Annotated in this window: 12 protein-coding genes; 5 read left to right on the plus strand and 7 right to left on the minus strand. The window is 55.8% G+C overall.

Annotated elements, in window-relative coordinates; translation table 11 throughout:
* Positions 1–52: 52 nt before the first annotated feature.
* A complete protein-coding gene (locus tag IPN69_01150) occupies positions 53–2272 on the minus strand; it encodes a TonB-dependent receptor (protein ID MBK8809326.1) in 2220 nt (739 codons plus the stop codon).
* A gap of 362 nt (positions 2273–2634) precedes the next feature.
* Here IPN69_01150 and IPN69_01155 point away from each other — a divergent pair, with 362 nt between their 5' ends.
* Positions 2635–4440, plus strand: a complete 1806-nt coding sequence (locus IPN69_01155) for a M20/M25/M40 family metallo-hydrolase (protein MBK8809327.1) — start codon at positions 2635–2637, stop codon at positions 4438–4440.
* A gap of 703 nt (positions 4441–5143) precedes the next feature.
* On the opposite strand, the gene IPN69_01160 is transcribed toward IPN69_01155, so the two are convergent.
* The 6 genes from IPN69_01160 to IPN69_01185 form a co-directional block, all read right to left on the minus strand.
* The gene (locus IPN69_01160) at positions 5144–5926 is read right to left on the minus strand and encodes a response regulator transcription factor (protein ID MBK8809328.1); all 783 of its coding nucleotides are present in this window, start codon (positions 5924–5926) and stop codon (positions 5144–5146) included.
* Positions 5927–5931: 5 nt separating this feature from the next.
* Positions 5932–7815, minus strand: coding sequence for a histidine kinase (locus IPN69_01165; protein MBK8809329.1), 1884 nt, complete (start codon positions 7813–7815; stop codon positions 5932–5934).
* 158 nt (positions 7816–7973) lie between these two features.
* The gene (locus tag IPN69_01170; GenBank protein ID MBK8809330.1) at positions 7974–9734 is read right to left on the minus strand and encodes a transglycosylase SLT domain-containing protein; all 1761 of its coding nucleotides are present in this window, start codon (positions 9732–9734) and stop codon (positions 7974–7976) included.
* Between the two features lie 222 nt (positions 9735–9956).
* Positions 9957–12389, minus strand: coding sequence for an endopeptidase La (lon, locus tag IPN69_01175; GenBank protein MBK8809331.1), 2433 nt, complete (start codon positions 12387–12389; stop codon positions 9957–9959).
* A 179-nt stretch (positions 12390–12568) separates the two neighbouring features.
* Positions 12569–13066: a transcriptional repressor NrdR gene (nrdR, locus tag IPN69_01180; GenBank protein ID MBK8809332.1), complete on the minus strand. Its 498-nt coding sequence runs from the start codon at positions 13064–13066 to the stop codon at positions 12569–12571.
* Between the two features lie 364 nt (positions 13067–13430).
* Positions 13431–14513: a flippase-like domain-containing protein gene (locus tag IPN69_01185; GenBank protein MBK8809333.1), complete on the minus strand. Its 1083-nt coding sequence runs from the start codon at positions 14511–14513 to the stop codon at positions 13431–13433.
* A gap of 247 nt (positions 14514–14760) precedes the next feature.
* On the opposite strand from IPN69_01185, the gene IPN69_01190 reads away from it, so the two are divergent.
* The 4 genes from IPN69_01190 (at position 14761) to IPN69_01205 (ending at position 17230) form a co-directional block, all read left to right on the plus strand.
* Complete coding sequence (locus IPN69_01190) at positions 14761–15354, plus strand: sigma-70 family RNA polymerase sigma factor (protein ID MBK8809334.1); 594 nt, start codon at positions 14761–14763, stop codon at positions 15352–15354.
* Between the two features lie 76 nt (positions 15355–15430).
* Positions 15431–16204: a zf-HC2 domain-containing protein gene (locus IPN69_01195; GenBank protein MBK8809335.1), complete on the plus strand. Its 774-nt coding sequence runs from the start codon at positions 15431–15433 to the stop codon at positions 16202–16204.
* Complete coding sequence (locus IPN69_01200) at positions 16201–16932, plus strand: B-box zinc finger protein (protein MBK8809336.1); 732 nt, start codon at positions 16201–16203, stop codon at positions 16930–16932. The genes IPN69_01195 and IPN69_01200 overlap by 4 nt, the downstream gene beginning before the upstream one ends.
* 82 nt (positions 16933–17014) lie before the next feature.
* On the plus strand, positions 17015–17230 hold the full coding sequence (locus tag IPN69_01205) for a hypothetical protein (protein MBK8809337.1): 216 nt from the start codon (positions 17015–17017) through the stop codon (positions 17228–17230).
* Positions 17231–17412 lie beyond the last annotated feature (182 nt).

The raw sequence follows: 17412 nt of genomic DNA on the forward strand, positions 1-17412 counted from the left end.
CGTTGCGGCTGAGTTTCGGAAAGCCCTTTTATCTCTGTTCGAAAGACCGGGTTTAGAAAAACCGGAACGTATACCCGAACCGGATCCCGCGTCCCATTTCGGGTGCGAGGTCCTTAATGAACGAAAGATGGTTTCGATAGAGACGATCCGTCAGGTTGAACGCGTTGAATGTGAAGATATGCGCGTAGTGGTCGCTTGCGACCGTATATGATCCGCTGACGTCGAACATCGAATAGCCGGCGGTCGGTGTTTCGAGCGGATAGGTCTTGTTTTGTTTTCGAATGAAAGAGAGTTCGGGGCGCACATTCAGCCCTTTGACCGAAAAGTCGGCACCGAGACGAAGACGTCCCTGCGGAATGCGCGGCAGGTTCAGATCGATCTCAGGCAACCTTGCACGGACCGCGTCGGCGTTAACGAATGCGCCGAAGTACTTGTTGAAACGCGCCTCGGCACCGACCTCGATCCCGAGATAGCTCGCGTTTTCCTGTTCATAGCGTGCGACCGGCAATCCGTCCTCAATATCGACGTTGCCGTCGCCGTCCTCATCCTGAAACGCCAGAAAGACGAAATTATTCACCCGATAATAGTAAACGTCGCCCGTGAAGCGGAATCGGTCCGAGTAATGACGCAGCGAAACGTCGATGCCGTTCGTCCGCTCGCCCTTGAGATTCTCGTTGCCGATCTCGAATGTCACCGTTCCGATATGCGGGCCGTTGTTGTAAAGTTCCTCAAGCGCCGGGGCGCGGAACGAGTTCGAGTAATTCGCGACAAACGCGCCGCCCTTCCAGAGCGCAACGTTCATCCCGACGGCCGCCGACAAACCGGTGAAGCTCCGGTCGCGGTAACGTGGGTCGTCCGCTTTGTAGCGGTTGTTCTCGAGACGTCCGCCGAATTGAAACTTGATGCGGTCGAAACTGACCTCTTCGAGCCCGAAAACCGAGACCGAGTTTTGCTTCACCTTGCCGGTAACGAGCTGTTCGGCGCCGTTGACCTCGTAATCGCGGTTGAACCCCTCGAACCCGAAGCGTCCTGTCAGCGCTTTGTACTTCGACTGTTCGAACAACGATCGGTACGAAAACGACTTGTTGGTGAAGATCGTGCCGGTCTCGTCGGTCCCGTCAATTACTTCGATCTCTTTGTGCCGATAGTCCGAGTAACCGATGTTGTACTGCATTCCGCTCAGGAACGGGTTTTTCCAATCACGAAATCCACCGTTGAACTTGAATCCGTAGCTTCTCTGCCGCAAATCGATGTCGTCATCGGGCGCCGGCGGCAATTCGCCGAACTTCGTCATACCGCCGCCTTCGAAGAGAGCCGCGTACGGGATCCCGTAACGCCGCACATCGATGTCAAAGCTACCCATCGCATAGGCCTTGTTCCGGAAATATCCGGCGCCGAAAGACTCTGAGTTTGAACGTGCAGCGGAATTCGGGATCTTTCCGATCGGCGTCCGGTAATCGCCCGACCGTTGCGCGCTTGCGCTTCCGCGGAAAATCCAATTCTTGATGCCGTAGTCCAATCCGCTTGAAAAGCCGAGCGAGTTGTTGGTCGTTCCGCCGAAGCCTGTGATGAATCCACGAAGACCGTCGTGCGCCTTGTTCTCGTCGTTGCTGATGACATTGACGACGCCGCCGATCGCGTTGCTCCCATAGAGCAGTGTCGCCGGCCCTTTGACGACCTCGATGCGTTCCGCCGACAGCGAGTCCGTGGTCTCGCCGTGATCGCCTGACTGTGAGCCGATCGAACCGGTGCGCTGGCCGTTTTGAAGAATGAGTACGCGGTCGCCGTCAAACCCGCGGATCACCGGTCGGGACGATCCGACGCCGAAAGAACGCTTTGAGATTCCGACCTCCGATTCGAGAACTTCGCCAAGCGACGTCGCCGAGCGTTGTGTGATTCCGGTCGAGCCGACAGACGTCACGGATTGGAACGAGTCGAAAACAGTCTGTTCCGAACCGCTCGCGGTGATCGTCACCTGCTCATTGACGCCGGAGACTTGCATCTCAAAATCTACCGTCAATTGACCGCCGGCAGGGACGTCAATGATCTTCGCGGCGTCAGAGAATCCGTCGATATGAACCAAGAGCGTGTATCGCCCGGCCGGAACGCCTGTAAACTCATATGCGCCCTCGGCATTCGTCAGAACCGTCCGCCGGAGCTGAACTATCTGAACCGAAGCATCGTGCAGAAACACCGACCCGTTGAACGAAACGTTGCCCGATATCCGTGCCTCCTGCGCCGAAGCTGCAGAAAAGGTGACCAGAACAAACACAAAAACAGAAAGTGATCTTAAGAGATTTTGCATAGCGGTAAAAATATATCAATCCATTCCAATAACCCAAGATTAACAATTTTCAAGGCAACCCAAAGCAATCCGGGAACTCTTTTCAACGAACTGCCCGGTTGAACCGCTGAGCGGCAAGATTCGGCGATGAACGGAATCCACGTTTTTTCGCGGGACGGTGAATAATTTGCAAAACCTAAGAGCCGGATCATACGTATTTACAAGTCTTGAACCTGAAATCAATTTGAACAAGTCCGGAGTTTCTCGTTCCGACACTTTTCTCGGAGCCATTCGGATTCTGTTTCCGAACGTTAAAAGGTAAGGTTTCAAAAACTAACACGCAGGAGTAGATTATGATTCGACGGAAAATTGTATCCGTGGCCCTCTTGGTCACGTTTTTGGCCCCGGTCGCAGCGCTGGCGCAAACACCGGCGGTGGCGATGAACGACGCGGCCGCGAAGCTGCGCGATGAGGGTATGAATCGCTCGCAGGCGATGAAAACTATGCGTTATCTGACAGATGTGATCGGCCCGCGCCTGACAAATTCTCCGAATCAGCGGCGCGCGAACAAATGGACACGCGATCAGTTGGAGGCTTGGGGACTCCAGAATTCGGTGGTCGAAGAATGGGGTGAGTTCGGACGTGGCTGGGAGTTGAAGAACTTTTCGGTGTCGGTTCAGACGCCGGACGGGTTTATCGCGTTTCGCGCCTTTCCGAAGGCTTGGTCGCCGGCTGTCAAGGCGGAAGGCAACATCGTTTATGTCGACGCGAAGGATGAGGCCGGGCTCGAAAACTACAAGGGTAAACTCAAAGGCGCGATCATTTTGATGGTTGACGAGCGGCCCGTCAAACCCGGGTTTGACCCGGCGGCGTCGCGAAACAGCGACGATGCGCTTGCGAAGATGGAAGCCGCCAAACCGAATGACGCCGCGCCGCAGCAGTTTACGCCGACGCCCGAACAGCGGGCGGCCCAGCAGTTCAACAATCGCAAGATCCGATTTTATGTTGAGGAAGGCGCCGCCGTGCTGGTTGAGCCGAGCAACGGAACCGATGCCGGCACGATTCGCGTGATGGGCGCGAACTTGCCGCCGTCGGCAACGCCGGGCGGCAACCCGTTCTCGGGTCCGCGCGTTTATTCGAAGGGCGCGCCCGCAACGTTGCCGCAGCTGGTGGCTGAAGTCGAGCAATACAATCGCCTGGTCCGACTCGCGAAACAAAAGATCCCGATGACGATGAGCGTTAATCTCGATGCGCGTTTCTACGACGACGACCTCAAGGGCTACAACACGATCGCCGAAATCCCGGGAACGGATCTTAAGGACGAGGTCGTGATGATCGGCGCGCATCTTGATTCGTGGCACGCCGGAACCGGCGCGACCGACAACGGCGCCGGCGTGACGGTCGTGATGGAAGCGATGCGCATCCTTCAGGCGTCGGGCGTCAAACCGCGCCGGACGATCCGCGTCGGACTTTGGACCGGCGAAGAACAGGGACTTCTCGGATCTCGCGGCTATGTCGCGAAGCACCTTGCAACGCTCGGCGACGGCTCCGATGCGTCAGCCTTCGGGGCGATGGGCGGCGGCGAACGGCCTAAGGTCAACAAGAAGCCGGCGTACGACAAATTCGCCGCATATTACAATCTCGACAACGGCACCGGACAGATCCGCGGGATTTATATGCAGGGCAATGAGGCGTTGCGCCCGATCTTCAAGGATTGGCTCGCGCCGTTCAGGGATATCAATGCGACGACAGTGACGGTCAATTCGACCGGCGGAACCGACCACCTCGCGTTCGATGCCGTCGGACTTCCCGGTTTCCAGTTCATTCAGGATCCGGTGGAGTATTTTACACGCACCTGGCACACGACCCAGGATGTTTCGGATCGGACGATCGAGGAAGATCTCAAGCGCTCGGCCGTGATTATGGCGACTTTTGCCTTCAACTCGGCGTCGACAACCGAGAAACTTCCGCGAAAGATCACTGGGAACGCCTCGTTGCTCCGGAATTTCGATCTCACGGCCGGATTCGACGAAATCGACTCTAAAATGTCGGGACTCGGACATTCGGTCTGCGGACACGTGATCGAGACGAACGAGATCCCGCATGGCTTCCCAGGGTTGCTGACGCTTTCTCAGATCGGCACGTACGCTGAATAGCTCATCTCCGAATCGTGCGTTGAAAGAGCCTCCGCTCCCGGCGGGGGCTTTTCCGTTGATCAAAGGCGGAGATTCAAGATTCCGGAGACTTTGAATCAATCAGTTTGATTCAAGATTCGGGTTCCTGGAAAAGCCCGAGAATCGCGAAAGAAGACATTTGCCTGGCCGCGGATGACGCGGATCAACTTGAAGATGAGAATGTCCGGGCAATCGGCGTCAGGTCCGAGAGTTGGGATCTTCCGGACTTTCATGTCGTGCGGCCGCGGCAAAGTGCCAACCCGGTGATCATCGAGTTAGTACCGCCTGCGTGAGCGCGCGGGCAACGGTTGGGATCCAGGGAATCTGGAATCCTCGAAATCTTGAATTCCCCATTCCAGGATTCAGGAGCAGCTTGAACAACGAGAACAACGGCGTCTGCGAAGCTACGTCAACATCGCATCCACCAGAGTCAGTTGCTTGCTGTTCATATAACTATTAAATAATTCAATCAGTTACGAGCTACACGCAGAGCCCCGACCTTGAGGAATTCATCAAAGCTCCCGATTGGGGATTCAGGCGTCGTGCGGCCGCGGTTGCCCGCCCGCTGACGCAGGCGGTACTGACTCGCTGATCGTCGGGTTGGCGCGGTGCCGCGGCCGCACGACGCGAAACTCCGAAATATCCCAAATCCCGGACGTGATGCGTTGTCTGCTTTCACGCGATTTCAGAGTCGCAAAAGCCGTTCACGGAGAATCCGCGACTGAAGGCGGCTGGACGGAATCTCCTGGCCGTTCAGCAACGTGATCGCATAGGTTCCCCCGGGCATCGGACTGATGTGTGAAACATGATCGAGATTCGCGATCGCGCCCCGCGAAAGCCGCACGAAGCGGTCGGGCGCAAGCCGGCTCTCAAGATCTTTGAGCCGGTAGTTAATGACGTAACGATCTTTCTCCGCAGTCGTTATGTGAAGCAATTCGCCGTCTGCAACGATCGACGCGATTTCGGCAACCGGTATCAAATAGATCTCGTCGCGGCGTTTTACGGGAATCCGTTCGAGATAGGACTGCCGCGATACTGCATCGTAGGCCTCCGCCGCAGCCTTGAGATTGGTCGTCTCGCGGTCCCGCCAATCGTCGTGTTCGAGACGTTCTTTCGCGCGGTCCAACGTCTCGCGCAATCGGGCCGGCTCGATCGGCTTGAGCAAGTAATCGACGGCGTTCACCTCGAACGCCTGAACCGCAAATTCGTCAAACGCGGTGACAAACGCGACCAGAGGCGTCTGATTCTTGCGCAACGCCTTTACGACCTCAATCCCCGTTGCTTCCGGCATTTGCAGATCAAGGAGAGCCAGGTCCGGCTTCAGTTCGCGAATCTTCTCGATCGCTTCGGCCCCGCTTTCCGCCTCGCCAACCAGATTGGCATCCGGCATCGATCGCAGGATTGCTTTCAGAAACTCGCGTGCCGGACGCTCATCGTCGGCTACAAAAATGCGTATCTTTTCTATCATAGGTTTCAGGCGGCAACGCGCGCTGCGGCTTCGTTCAAAGGCAAAACGATTTCAGCCCGCGTTCCGCCGTTGGATTCGGCCACGACCGAGAGTTCGGCATCGGCTCCGTAATAACTTTGCAGTCTCTGCCGGACATTCTTGAGTCCTACTCCGTCGGGACGCTCCAAAAGCCCGGCGCTCCTGCCGGATCCGGTATCTCTTACGGTCAGCCGGATCAGGCGACGATCGCCGACCGCCTCCTCAGCCGCGAGGATCCGGACTTCCCCTCCGGCCCGGTTCTGCGAAATACCGTGCTTGATCGCGTTTTCGACCAGTGGCTGGATCATCAGGCTCGGTATCCTCACCGTTCCGAGTTCCGCCGGAATCTCGATCGTTACACCGAGACGCTCCTCGAACCTGGCCTTTTCGATGTCGAGATAGTTCTCGATGAGGTGGATCTCGTCCGCGACCGTCGAAAACTCGCCGGTTGAGCTGAGCACGCTGCGCAGAAGCCGCGTCAGGCGCATCAGCGTATCGAACGCCTTGTCCGGGGCCGAACGGATCAGATAACCGATGGTCGTCAGCGAATTGAAAAGAAAGTGCGGATTGATCTGCGCCCGAAGGGCCGAAAGCTGCGCCTCGGTCGCGAGTTTCGAGAACTCCTGTTCCCGGATCTCGACCTCGCATCGTTCGTGGGTGACCCGAAGCGAATCAACCCGACGTGCGGTCATCATTGCCACGGACCCGAGCATCTGGATCTCGCCGGAAAGCAGGTTGCGGCCGCCTGAAAAATCGGAGAGCCCTATCTCAAAATGCGGCGATTCAACGGTTGCGATGCTGACCGTGGCGCGCCGTCCGGCCGCCGATACTGCTTGAAGGACGCGATTCGCGCCTTCGCACTCACGCCACTCTGCAGTTTCAGCCGCAAGCGCGTTCTTGAGATGACCGCAGACCGCGTCGAGGATTCCGGTGACGTGGTCGTGCTGTTCGATATCGGCAGCGATACGCTCAAGCAATCGTGCGAAATTCGTGCGCTGAAGAACAATCGAATCGACGAACCACTCCGCAAACGCATGAATCTTGGGATAGGCGAGCGCGGTCGCGATCCAGAGTCCGAGAACGGTGACTGCCGCCTGAACGTCGTTGCGGTCGTGTGTTTCGTGCCACGCCAAAAGCGGCACGGCGACGCCAACATAGAGCGTGAACGCACCGAGCGCGAGGATCATCAGCGATAACGCTCGTTTGAGAAAAAGATCCGCAAACGCGAATCGATAATCCTGGAGAAGTATCGCCAGCGCAAGCGGAAGCGACGATTGGTGCGCGACGAGCTCAACGATCCAGGACGACTGATCTGAATGCGCACCAAGATGAAGCGCCGAAACGGCGAAGATCAACAGGGCCGTAATCCAAACGGCCTTCTTCTCAAGCGCTTGGCGAAACGCGAGAACGAGCAGTCCGCAGAGCAGTGCGAGCGCGCCCAGCGTCAGGATCCTGAGCGCGAGTCCCGACGGAACAGAACCGATGACAATCGCCGAGTAGAAATTCAGCGCGGCCGCCAAGGAACTCACGCCGTAAGCCGCCAATGTGAGAGAGCGCAATCTTCGGCTTCCCGGTTCAACGTTTTTCCAGGTCGAATGAACGACGACCGAAGGGAGAAATCCGAGTGCCGAATACGATGTCGCCAGAAGGGCCGGCGAGATCGGCCCAGTTCCAAAGTCCTTGAGCACGAACACGACGAATTCACCCAAATTCCAGACCAATCCGAGACATGCCGTCGCGAGCAGAAGAATGTCGAACGTCGGACGCCCGGAATCGCGCCGATGACGGACGACCATTACGAACAGTAGTCCGTACAGAGCGATTCCGATCGAGAATCCGAGCAGGTTGATTAGAAGCGACGTGTTCAGCATGCAAAACTCAATTAAACGCAAGTTCCGGGCTAATTGCAAAACTTATCGAATCAGCAGCGGATATTTGGCAATGGGCAGTCAAAAACAAAAGCTGGGATCTAACAAAAAAAATGGCCGCCGGAAAACCGACGGCCGCCAGATTGAAATAGAACAGATGATCAGCGTCGCGGAATCTTGATCGCGCGTCCTGCCGGCAAAGCTTCATTGATCGACTTGATGCCGTTGAAGTTCGCCAAGTCCGCCGCCGACACGCCGTAGCGCGATGCTATCTTGGCGATCGTGTCGCCGGAGACCGACTTGACAGTTGCAAAGGTTGGCACGGCCGCGACCTTGTTCGGCGTCGTCGGACGCTGATAGGATGTGTTTCGGACGTTGTTCGAATTCGGGATCACGACTTTGCCCTGCGGCGTCTTCATTCCGCCGTTCGCCGCCATCAGATCGGCGACTGAAACACCGGTGCGGTTCGAAATATTCTCCCAGGTTTCGCCTTGAACCGATTTCGTCAGATTCGCGGTGTTCTGGTTCGAACGCGGAACGCGCTTGAAGATCGCGACAACCTCGGCGCCCTTGCCGGACGGCACGCGAATGACATACGGTTCCGGGGGCGTCGAATTCGTGCGCAGTTCAGGATTCAGATAACGAACGTAATCGACCGAAGTGTCGGCGACCTGCGCGAGGAACGACAAACTCGTGCCCGGCGGAACGAGGACCGTTTCCCACGTCAGTTGCGGCGCCGGGCGGACGTTTCCAAATCCAAAATAACGCGGATTGTTGGCGATCATGATCGTCGCCAGAATGTTCGGCACGTAGTTCCTTGTTTCCTTCGGAAGATACGGATACGCGACCCAGAAGTTTGCGACTCCGGCACGCGAGATCGCGCGATCGACGTTTCCTTCGCCCGAGTTGTATGCCGCCATCGCCAGTTCCCAGTTTCCGTTGTAGCGGTTCGCGAGGAACTTGAGATACCGCGCCGAAGCCTGCGTCGCTTTTTCAAAGCTGTTGCGTTCGTCGAGATACGCTGTGCGTCGCAAACCGTAACGCGCTCCGGTTCCGGGGATGAACTGCCAAAGCCCGGATGCGGACGCCCACGACATCGCCTGCGGCTTCCACATACTTTCGACCTGGCCGAGCCACGCGACATTCTCCGGAATTCCCTCTTCACGGAAAATACGGCGCGCCATACGCATGAACATTCCCGAACGGTAAAGTCCGGTCTCCATCGTCGAACGTCCGCGGCCCTGATAATAATTGATATACTGCTGAATCATCGGGTGGACCTGAAATTTCAGCCCAAGCGAATTGTTCGAAACCGCGTACGTGATGTTCTGAAGCTGCGCCTGCGCTTCCGGAGTGTCTACGTTGGCCTCGACCTCGTTAAGCTGCAGCGTCGCCAGTTCGTCGAGATTCGAACGCTCGAATTTCTGTTCGACAAAGCCCTGCGTCGATTCGCTCGGAAGCTGGCTCAGGATCGCGTTCGTCATATTCGTCGTATCGGCCGCCGGTCCGGACATTACGAGCTTCGCAACCCGATCGGCTTGCTGATTCTCGATGATCCAACCGCACGTCGCCGACAGCGATCTGATTTGCGGCTGTTGCTTTTCGGTCGGAAACTCGATGCGATAGATCGTCTCGATCAATTGGTTGTAACAGTCGCGCGCCTTGGAATTATTGTTGGAGTTGAGGTTGATTCCCGACATCAGAAAAACCTCAATCGATTTGTCGAACTTTTCGCGCGCATTCGGCCGGCGATTATCCTCTAGCGCAGACAATCCCGCCTTGAATTCCGCTCCGGAACGGTCGAGAAGGATTTTCACCTGCTCCTCCGCACGCCGAGTTTCGTCGGTCTGCGCGAAAACATTGAGTCCAAAAAATATGATTGCGGTAAAACTGAAAAGCCTTAAAAGGTGTGTCTTATTCAAACTCGTCTATACTCCTTATGTAAAAAAATCTCTCAGGGTTAGGGCGAATCGCTGCAACGACCCATAAACAAAGCGTCAGATCTGCTAACGCCGGTGACCCGTGAAAGTTCCACGAATATCCGAGAAACAAGGCCACAATCTCAAAGGTACAACTTCAAAAAACGTATGTCAAAACGCCGACCGCCTGTAAATGCTGGCTTTGGCGTATTGCGAAGGCCGCCGCTACGGTTTTTGCCGCGCACTTTGAGCCTTCGCCTTGTCGGTTGGCTTGACTCTTTCGAGCAGCGCTTCCGCCAAAACTTCGCGTACGTTCTCCACAAATATAAACGTCAAATCGTCGGCAACTTCCTGAGGCAGATCCTCGAGATCGCGTCTGTTCGGCGCCGGCAGAATCACGGTCTTCAGATGCGCTCGCCGCGCAGCGAGCAGTTTTTCCTTGACGCCGCCGATCGGCAAAACATTGCCGCGCAACGTGATCTCGCCGGTCATCGCGACGTCTTTTCGCACCGGTCGCTGCGAAAGAACGGAAACAAGCGCGGTCGCCATCGTGATCCCGGCGCTCGGGCCGTCCTTCGGAATCGCACCTTCCGGAATGTGGACGTGGATGTCGAAATTCTCAAAATCCTCGGGATCGATACCGAGTTCCACGGCGCGCGCCTTGGCATAACTGAACGCGGCCTGCGCCGATTCCTGCATCACTTCGCCGAGTTGACCCGTCAGTTTGAGATTTCCCTTGCCCTTGGTTTTCAGCGCCTCGATAAATAGGATATCGCCGCCAACGGCGGTCCACGCCAACCCCGTGACAATGCCGATCGCGTCCTTCTTGAGCGCCTCTTCGCGGAAGATCTTCGGCGCGCGGAGATACTCTTTGACATCGGCGGCAGCGATCTTCTGCGGCAGAAAGTCGCTTTCGAGTTCGGCTTTCTTGCGCGCGACCTTGCGGCACACCTTCCCGATCTCCCGCTCGAGCTGTCGGAGTCCGGCTTCCTGAGTGTATTCGCTGATGATCTTCGTCAGCGCCTTGCGTTCGAATTTCAGATCTTCCTTTTCGAGGCCGTTCTCCTCGACCTGTTTCGGGACAAGATGACGTTTGGCGATCTCGAGTTTCTCCTCTTCGGTATAACCCGAAAGCGAGATGATCTCCATCCGGTCGCGGAGCGCCGGCTGGATCGTGTCGAGAACGTTGGCGGTCGTCATAAACATAACGTTCGAAAGATCGAACGTGACGTTCAGATAGTTGTCACGGAACGAGAAGTTCTGTTCCGGATCGAGGACTTCCAGCAGCGCGGACGACGGATCACCGCGAAAATCGGCGCCGACCTTGTCGATCTCGTCGAGAACGACGAGCGGATTGTTCGTTCCGGCTTGCTGGATCCCCTGAACGATGCGCCCCGGCATCGCTCCGACGTAAGTCCGTCGATGGCCGCGAATTTCGGCTTCGTCGTGCAGTCCGCCAAGCGAAATGCGAACGAACTGCCGGTTCAGGGCTCGGGCGATCGATCGTCCGAGCGACGTTTTGCCGACTCCCGGCGGGCCGACGAGACAGAGGATCGAGCCTTTCGGTTTCTCACGAAGCTTGCGCACGGCGAGCGCCTCGACGATGCGTTCCTTGACGCGCTCGAGGCCGTAATGATCCTCATCGAGGATCTTTTCGGCCTTTTTCAAATTAAGATTGTCCTTTGAAGACTTGGACCAAGGCAGCTCGATCATTATGTCGAGCCAGTTTCTGAGCGTCGCCGTCTCGGCCGTGTCGGGATGCATTCGTTCGAGCTTTTTAAGTTGCCGGAACGCTTCTTCCTCGGCGTGCGGCGGCATTATCGCCTTAGTGATCTTGTCGCGATAGAGTTCGATCTCCTCAAAAAGCTCGTTTCCCTCACCGAGTTCCGCCTGGATCGCCTTCAATTGCTGACGCAGAAAATACTCGCGCTGCGAACGATCGATGTCGGCGCGCGCCTGCGTGTTGATCTCCGCCTGGACGGTCAAAACATCGATCTCCTTGTTGAGCAGGTCGTTGACCCTGCGGAGACGAAGGATCGGGTCGAAGTTATCAAGTACGCTCTGCGCGTCTTCGACCTTGAGTTCGAGATTCGATGCCGAAAGATCGGCGAGCCGCCCGGCATCTTCGAGATTGGCGATGATCGCCAGAACCTCCGGCGAAATGTTCTTTCCTAGGTTCGCGGCGCGTTCCATCGATGCGCGGACGTTGCGGACGAGAGCTTCGACCTCGAGCGAGTTCGTCGGCGGAAGCGGCTCGGGAATCGGCGTCAGGTTGGCACGGACATAATCGCCGGTTCCGCTGACGGACTCGACGCGCGCCCGCGAAAGGCCCTGGATCAGGATCCGGATACGACCGTCGGGAAGTTTCAGCATTCGCATAATGACCGCGACTGTCCCGACCTTGAAGAGATCCGCCTGTTCCGGCTCTTCCTTATCGACGTCTTTTTGAGAGACGAGCATTATCATCCGGTTTTGGCTGAGTGCCTCGTCAACGGCCTTGATCGACCGGTCGCGAGAAACGAACAACGGCACGATCATAAACGGGTAGATGACGATATCGCGCAGAGGAAGCACGGGCAGTTCCGAAGGGATCTGCATTTGAGGATCAGCGATCTCGGGATCGACAATCTTTTCAGAGAAGTCTTCAATTTCGTCCATTAGATTATGGTAGAGAAAAAAGGACGAAAGAGCAAAAACGAGAGTAGCCGAGGGGGGAACGGCGATTCAAAACACGTCGGGCCGCCGGGCGCGGAGATTGGTCAAGATCGGGAATGCGGGTACAGTTCGTTCAACCGCCGTAGTTCCCTCGATCCTCCAAACATTCCGTTGGACGCGGATTACTTTTTCGATTTCGCCCGCGTTTTTTTCGACGGCGAGCTGTCACGGGAGCGAACGAGAACCTTGAGTTCCGTCATAAACTCGGAAACGTCTTCGAACTCGAGATAAACCGAGGCGAACCGGACGTATGCGACCTTATCGAGCGCCTTGAGACGCCGCATAATGATCTTTCCGATCTCGCTCGTCGAAAGTTCGCGGTCCTGCGAGTCCTGCACGTTCTTTTCGACCTCGTTGACGATCGCTTCGAGTTGCGCCGAAGAAATCGGACGCTTTTCGCAGGCGCGCAGGAGTCCGGCCATTATCTTGTTGCGTTCGAACGCCTCGCGACGGCCATCCTTTTTGACGACCATATAAGGGATCTCATCGATCCGTTCGTATGACGTGAACCGGCGTCCGCAAAGCAGGCATTCGCGGCGACGCCGGATCGAATCGCCTTCCTTCGACTCGCGCGAGTCGACGACTTTGTCTTCAAGATGTCCGCAAAATGGGCAACGCATACGATTTTAGATTTTGGATTTTGGATTTTGGATTTTGGATTTTGGATTCTTCGATTTTAGATTTTAAAAATGATTTTAGATTTTAGATATTTTAGATTTTGGATATTTTAGATTTTGGATATTTTAGATTTTGGATTTTGGATTTTGGATTTCTGGAATCCTGGAATCCTTGGAATCTTCAAATCCTTGGAATCCTTGGAATCCTGAAATCCTGAAATCCTGGAATCCTTGGAATCCTTGGAATCCTGGAATCTTCGAATCCCTGGAATCCTGGAATCCTTGGAATTCTGGAATCTTCGAATCCTGGAATCCTGAAATCCTGATTGTCCGGCTCCGTCCGGACGATCGTAACCTTTTTCCTTTCCTAACTCACCTCGGCGGGTATCGTTTCTTCCAAAACCTCGGGATCGTTTTCGTGCTCGACCTCATCGACGGCGTTTTCGGATGTCAGCAAATTCCGCATTCGTTCAAACGAAATGTCGCCGTGAAAGAAATAGAACAGTCCAAAGATCACGGCCGGCGCGAAATAAACGAGGTGCATCGCGATCGAAACCGCCGCCGCCTGCTCCCTTTCAACATTCAAAAAGATCAAACTCGCCGCGGTCGCCGTATGAAAAGCGCCCGCCGCGCCGCCGGGCGTCGGAACCACCGAACTGACGGCGGCGAAGCCCATAATGAACAACGAATCACTGAAAGTCAGCGGAAGATCGAACGCGAGCAGCACGAGCCACGTCGGAAGCGCGATCGCCAGCCAGAGTGCGAACGTCCAAAAAGTGACGCCGGCGATCTCGCGCCAGTCACGCAGGATCCCGAGCGCGGTCGAAAGCTGCCGCAGGATGCTGATGATGATCGCCTGGATCCGTTTCGGAATGAATTTGCGGTCGATGAACCTCGACGTCCAGCCGATGACACGCGGCGCGATGCGTTGAAAGACGATCAGCGCGATGAAGCCGATAACAACTCCGACAAGCATCAGGTAGCCGGCGATCTCGACATAGAAGAACTCGCGCTCGCGCCCCGCGGGCGTGTTGAACCAGAGCAAATTGACCGCAAAAAGCGAGATCAGCGCGGCGAGGTCGAACACGCGTTCGACGCCGAGCGTGACGAGCGCCGCCGACGGGCGGACGCGCTTGTCGCGCATCGGCAGCCACATCGGCCGAACGATCTCGCCCGCGCGGCCGACAAAGAAGACCGCCGCGAATCCGACGGTGGTCGTCGCAAAAAGCTCCTTCAGCGACGACTCTGTGATCGGTTCGAGCAGCACTTTCCAACGCACGGCGCGCAGAAAGTAACCGAAACAAATGATCAGCACGGCCGACGTGATATAAACCGCACGCGCCTTCTGAAGGCTCGTACTCACCTCTTGCCAGTCGAGGTTCCGGCCAAAGAACCAGAACAGAAAGACCGCAAAAAGCGCGAGTAAAATGAATTTGATGGACTTCCGCAAAATTAAACCGTCTCCACCCTTGATGATCGACTGCCAGCGTTTAGAATGAACCAAGTTGTCCGTTGGCCACGGCGTCGTGGACAAACAAAGACAAAAGATTAACTCAAACGGGTTCGAAAAGTAAAAATCGACTTTGAACTGTTATGTCGGAACTTTTTGGAAATACGACTCGTAGGGTCATATGACGGGGAATATGTTGGTCCCGGTTGCGTTTGGCGGAAGTCATTTTGCTGTTGGAGAAAGAGCGTTGGAAGCAATTAAGGTAGCTTCGGAGACAAATGGGGCCGAACTCGTGCGGCGTTGCCGCGCCGGAGACGGTTCCGCGTGGGAAGAGATCGTGACGCAGTATTCGCGACGGATCTTTAATCTGGCATTTCGGTTTACATCGAGTGCCGAAGCCGCGGAGGATCTTACTCAGGACGTGTTCATTCGCATCTACAGGACGCTTGAGCAGTACGATCCGAAACAGGGCGATCTTTCCAACTGGCTGATGCGGCTTGCCCGGAACTTGATAATTGACGACTATCGCCATCGCCAGCGGAACCCGCAGGACTCGATGGCCGACGATGTCGAGGACCACACCTTCCACCTTCGGGCTGTGGGCGGCACCGCGCAGAAGGAAATCGAACGGAAAGAACTCGCGGCGCAGGTTCAGGATGGAATCGACAAACTCCCGTCGGATCTTCGCACTTGCGTCATACTCCGCGACATCGAGGAGTTGAGTTATCAGGAGATCGTCGACGTTTTGAAGATTCCCGAAGGCACGGTCAAATCGCGGATCAACCGCGGACGCATCGAACTCGCAAAGATTCTTCGGAGAATGAGGGTGGTGACAATATGAGATCGGGCAAAATCCACGATTTGAAGCGTCAACCGGACAACGGTGTCGTCGATCCCGATGCCAAGGGGGTTAAGGTATGAACTACGAAACGGAAAGAATCATCGAATGTTCACAGTTTGAAGAGTCGCTGACGGAATACCTCGACGGCGCGCTCGAACGTTCGGAGCACCGGTCGGTCGCGGCGCACGCGCTTAAATGCCCGCTCTGTCACTCGCTTCTGAATGAAGTCAAGGAAGCGCTCTCCGCCTGTCATCAAATCGCCGCCCCGAAACGCTCGATGACCCATCTTGAAGCACGCGTACTGTCGATGACGATGCCCGACACCGCGATGGTCTGTGAGCAGTTTGAAGAGTATCTGACCGATTATCTCGATGGATTCTTGCCGGCGACGCTTTTCCATCGATGGGAACGGCACGCGGTTCTTTGCGATAACTGTACCGATCTTCCGGGCGCGGTCGTTCGCTCCATCGCGGCTTGCTATACATACAAATTGGACGAGCTGCCGGTTCCCGCGGCCTTGCACGATAAGATCCTGCGGGCGACGATCGGAACTGCCGAGGCGAAGGATATGAAAGCGGCCTGGCCGTCGCGCGCGGTTGAGTGGCTTCGCGGACTATCGTTCCCGATGCCTGTTCCGCAATTCGCGTCCGTCGTGATGATGTTCGTTTTTGCCGCGTTCGTTTTCAGCCAGACCGTTTCGGCCGATGTTTACCAGCGAAGTTACGAGCTTGCCGAACAAACCTACAAACAGAGTGCCGGAATCGTGCTCGGCACCGAAGAAAATCGCACCCCGAACACGAATTCTGAACCTATTCAGGGAGTTTACGTCAACGAGGAAGGCAAGAAATGAATTGCGCCTATCATACACATAACGCTGCCAACGTGAACTGCAACGGTTGCGGCAAATCGCTTTGCCCGGCCTGCGACCATCGGATCAAGGGGTTTCCGTACTGCCAGGACTGCATCGTTCAGGGAGTCCAACTCCTGCGGAATCAGAATCAAGGTTCATATTCGCAGTTCGTCCAGTCGCAGTCGTCGCCGTTTGCCGCTTTCTTGCTCTCATTCTGTCCCGGCCTCGGCGCGGCGTACAACGGTCAGACCGTGAAGGCGCTCGTGCACTTCGGCGTTTCGGTGGGACTTTTGCAGTTGATGCTTCAGACGGGAATGGCGATCTTCTTCTTCGGATTCCTCGGAATGTGGGTGTATGCGGCGGTCGACGCCTGGAAAACGGCGCGGATGATCCGCCGCGGCGTGGTCCCCGAAACGGCCGAAACGATGCTTGCGCAACGCTTCTCGGGCAGTTTGAAAGTCTGGGCAGGCGTGCTGATCGGCATCGGACTGTTGTTTTTTCTGGATGCGCGGTTTTTGGTTCGCGGCCTTTTGCCGATAATGCTGATCGGACTCGGTGTCTATATCTTACGGGCCTATTTCTTCAGTTCGGAGCGAATTCCGAAGTATGAATCGCAGAGCGATCCGGGGCTGATCGCGGCGGTTTCCGATTACCGGAGTGACCGGTTCGAATCGCGCTATGATTCCTCGCCGAGTGGCGCTGAGGCTAAAAGTTGGCGAAATCGTTAGTCGTGGGTTAATATGGAAACAGGACGACGTTGGTCGTTTTTGATTAGCGGTCCTGTGGTGAGAGACGAGTGAGGTTTGAAATATGTCGTTTTATTTGAAAGCCGCCGCAGGGATTGGCAGCAGCCTTTTGGTCGTTCTGGCGTTGGTGATCGCCTTGTTGAAAGGGTTGATCGGTCTGATCGGATTTGTTACGACGGCGATCAAGATCATCATTGTGCTTGGTTTTGTGGCGGTCTTCGTCGGCGTGGGAATCTTGGTTTTTCGCACTTTTCGCGAAAGCCGGCGAGATAACGACTGACCCTAACTTACTGACAACACTGGCTTTAGTGCGGCAAAGCGGTTTTCGGGCGGGTTTGCGCTTGAAATGGTCTTTGCGCTTGTGCTAACTTTTACCCAATTCTTTTAAGTTATTAAGTAACAGACAATTGAATTATCCCCCTTGATCGGAGGATTCGCTTGAATCTTCGAACAGGATTCGCG

The sequence above is a fragment of the Acidobacteriota bacterium genome (assembly GCA_016715115.1).
In the GTDB taxonomy this organism is placed as follows: domain Bacteria; phylum Acidobacteriota; class Blastocatellia; order Pyrinomonadales; family Pyrinomonadaceae; genus JAFDVJ01.

What these genes read in the sequence shown, in the direction of transcription:
- IPN69_01160 (MBK8809328.1), bottom strand. Translation starts at nt 5,926, where the DNA reads ATGATAGAAAAGATACGCATTTTTGTAGCCGACGATGAGCGTCCGGCA.
- IPN69_01165 (MBK8809329.1), bottom strand. Translation starts at nt 7,815, where the DNA reads ATGCTGAACACGTCGCTTCTAATCAACCTGCTCGGATTCTCGATCGGA.
- lon (MBK8809331.1), bottom strand. Translation starts at nt 12,389, where the DNA reads ATGGACGAAATTGAAGACTTCTCTGAAAAGATTGTCGATCCCGAGATC.
- nrdR (MBK8809332.1), bottom strand. Translation starts at nt 13,066, where the DNA reads ATGCGTTGCCCATTTTGCGGACATCTTGAAGACAAAGTCGTCGACTCG.
- IPN69_01195 (MBK8809335.1), top strand. Translation starts at nt 15,431, where the DNA reads ATGAACTACGAAACGGAAAGAATCATCGAATGTTCACAGTTTGAAGAG.
- IPN69_01200 (MBK8809336.1), top strand. Translation starts at nt 16,201, where the DNA reads ATGAATTGCGCCTATCATACACATAACGCTGCCAACGTGAACTGCAAC.
- IPN69_01205 (MBK8809337.1), top strand. Translation starts at nt 17,015, where the DNA reads ATGTCGTTTTATTTGAAAGCCGCCGCAGGGATTGGCAGCAGCCTTTTG.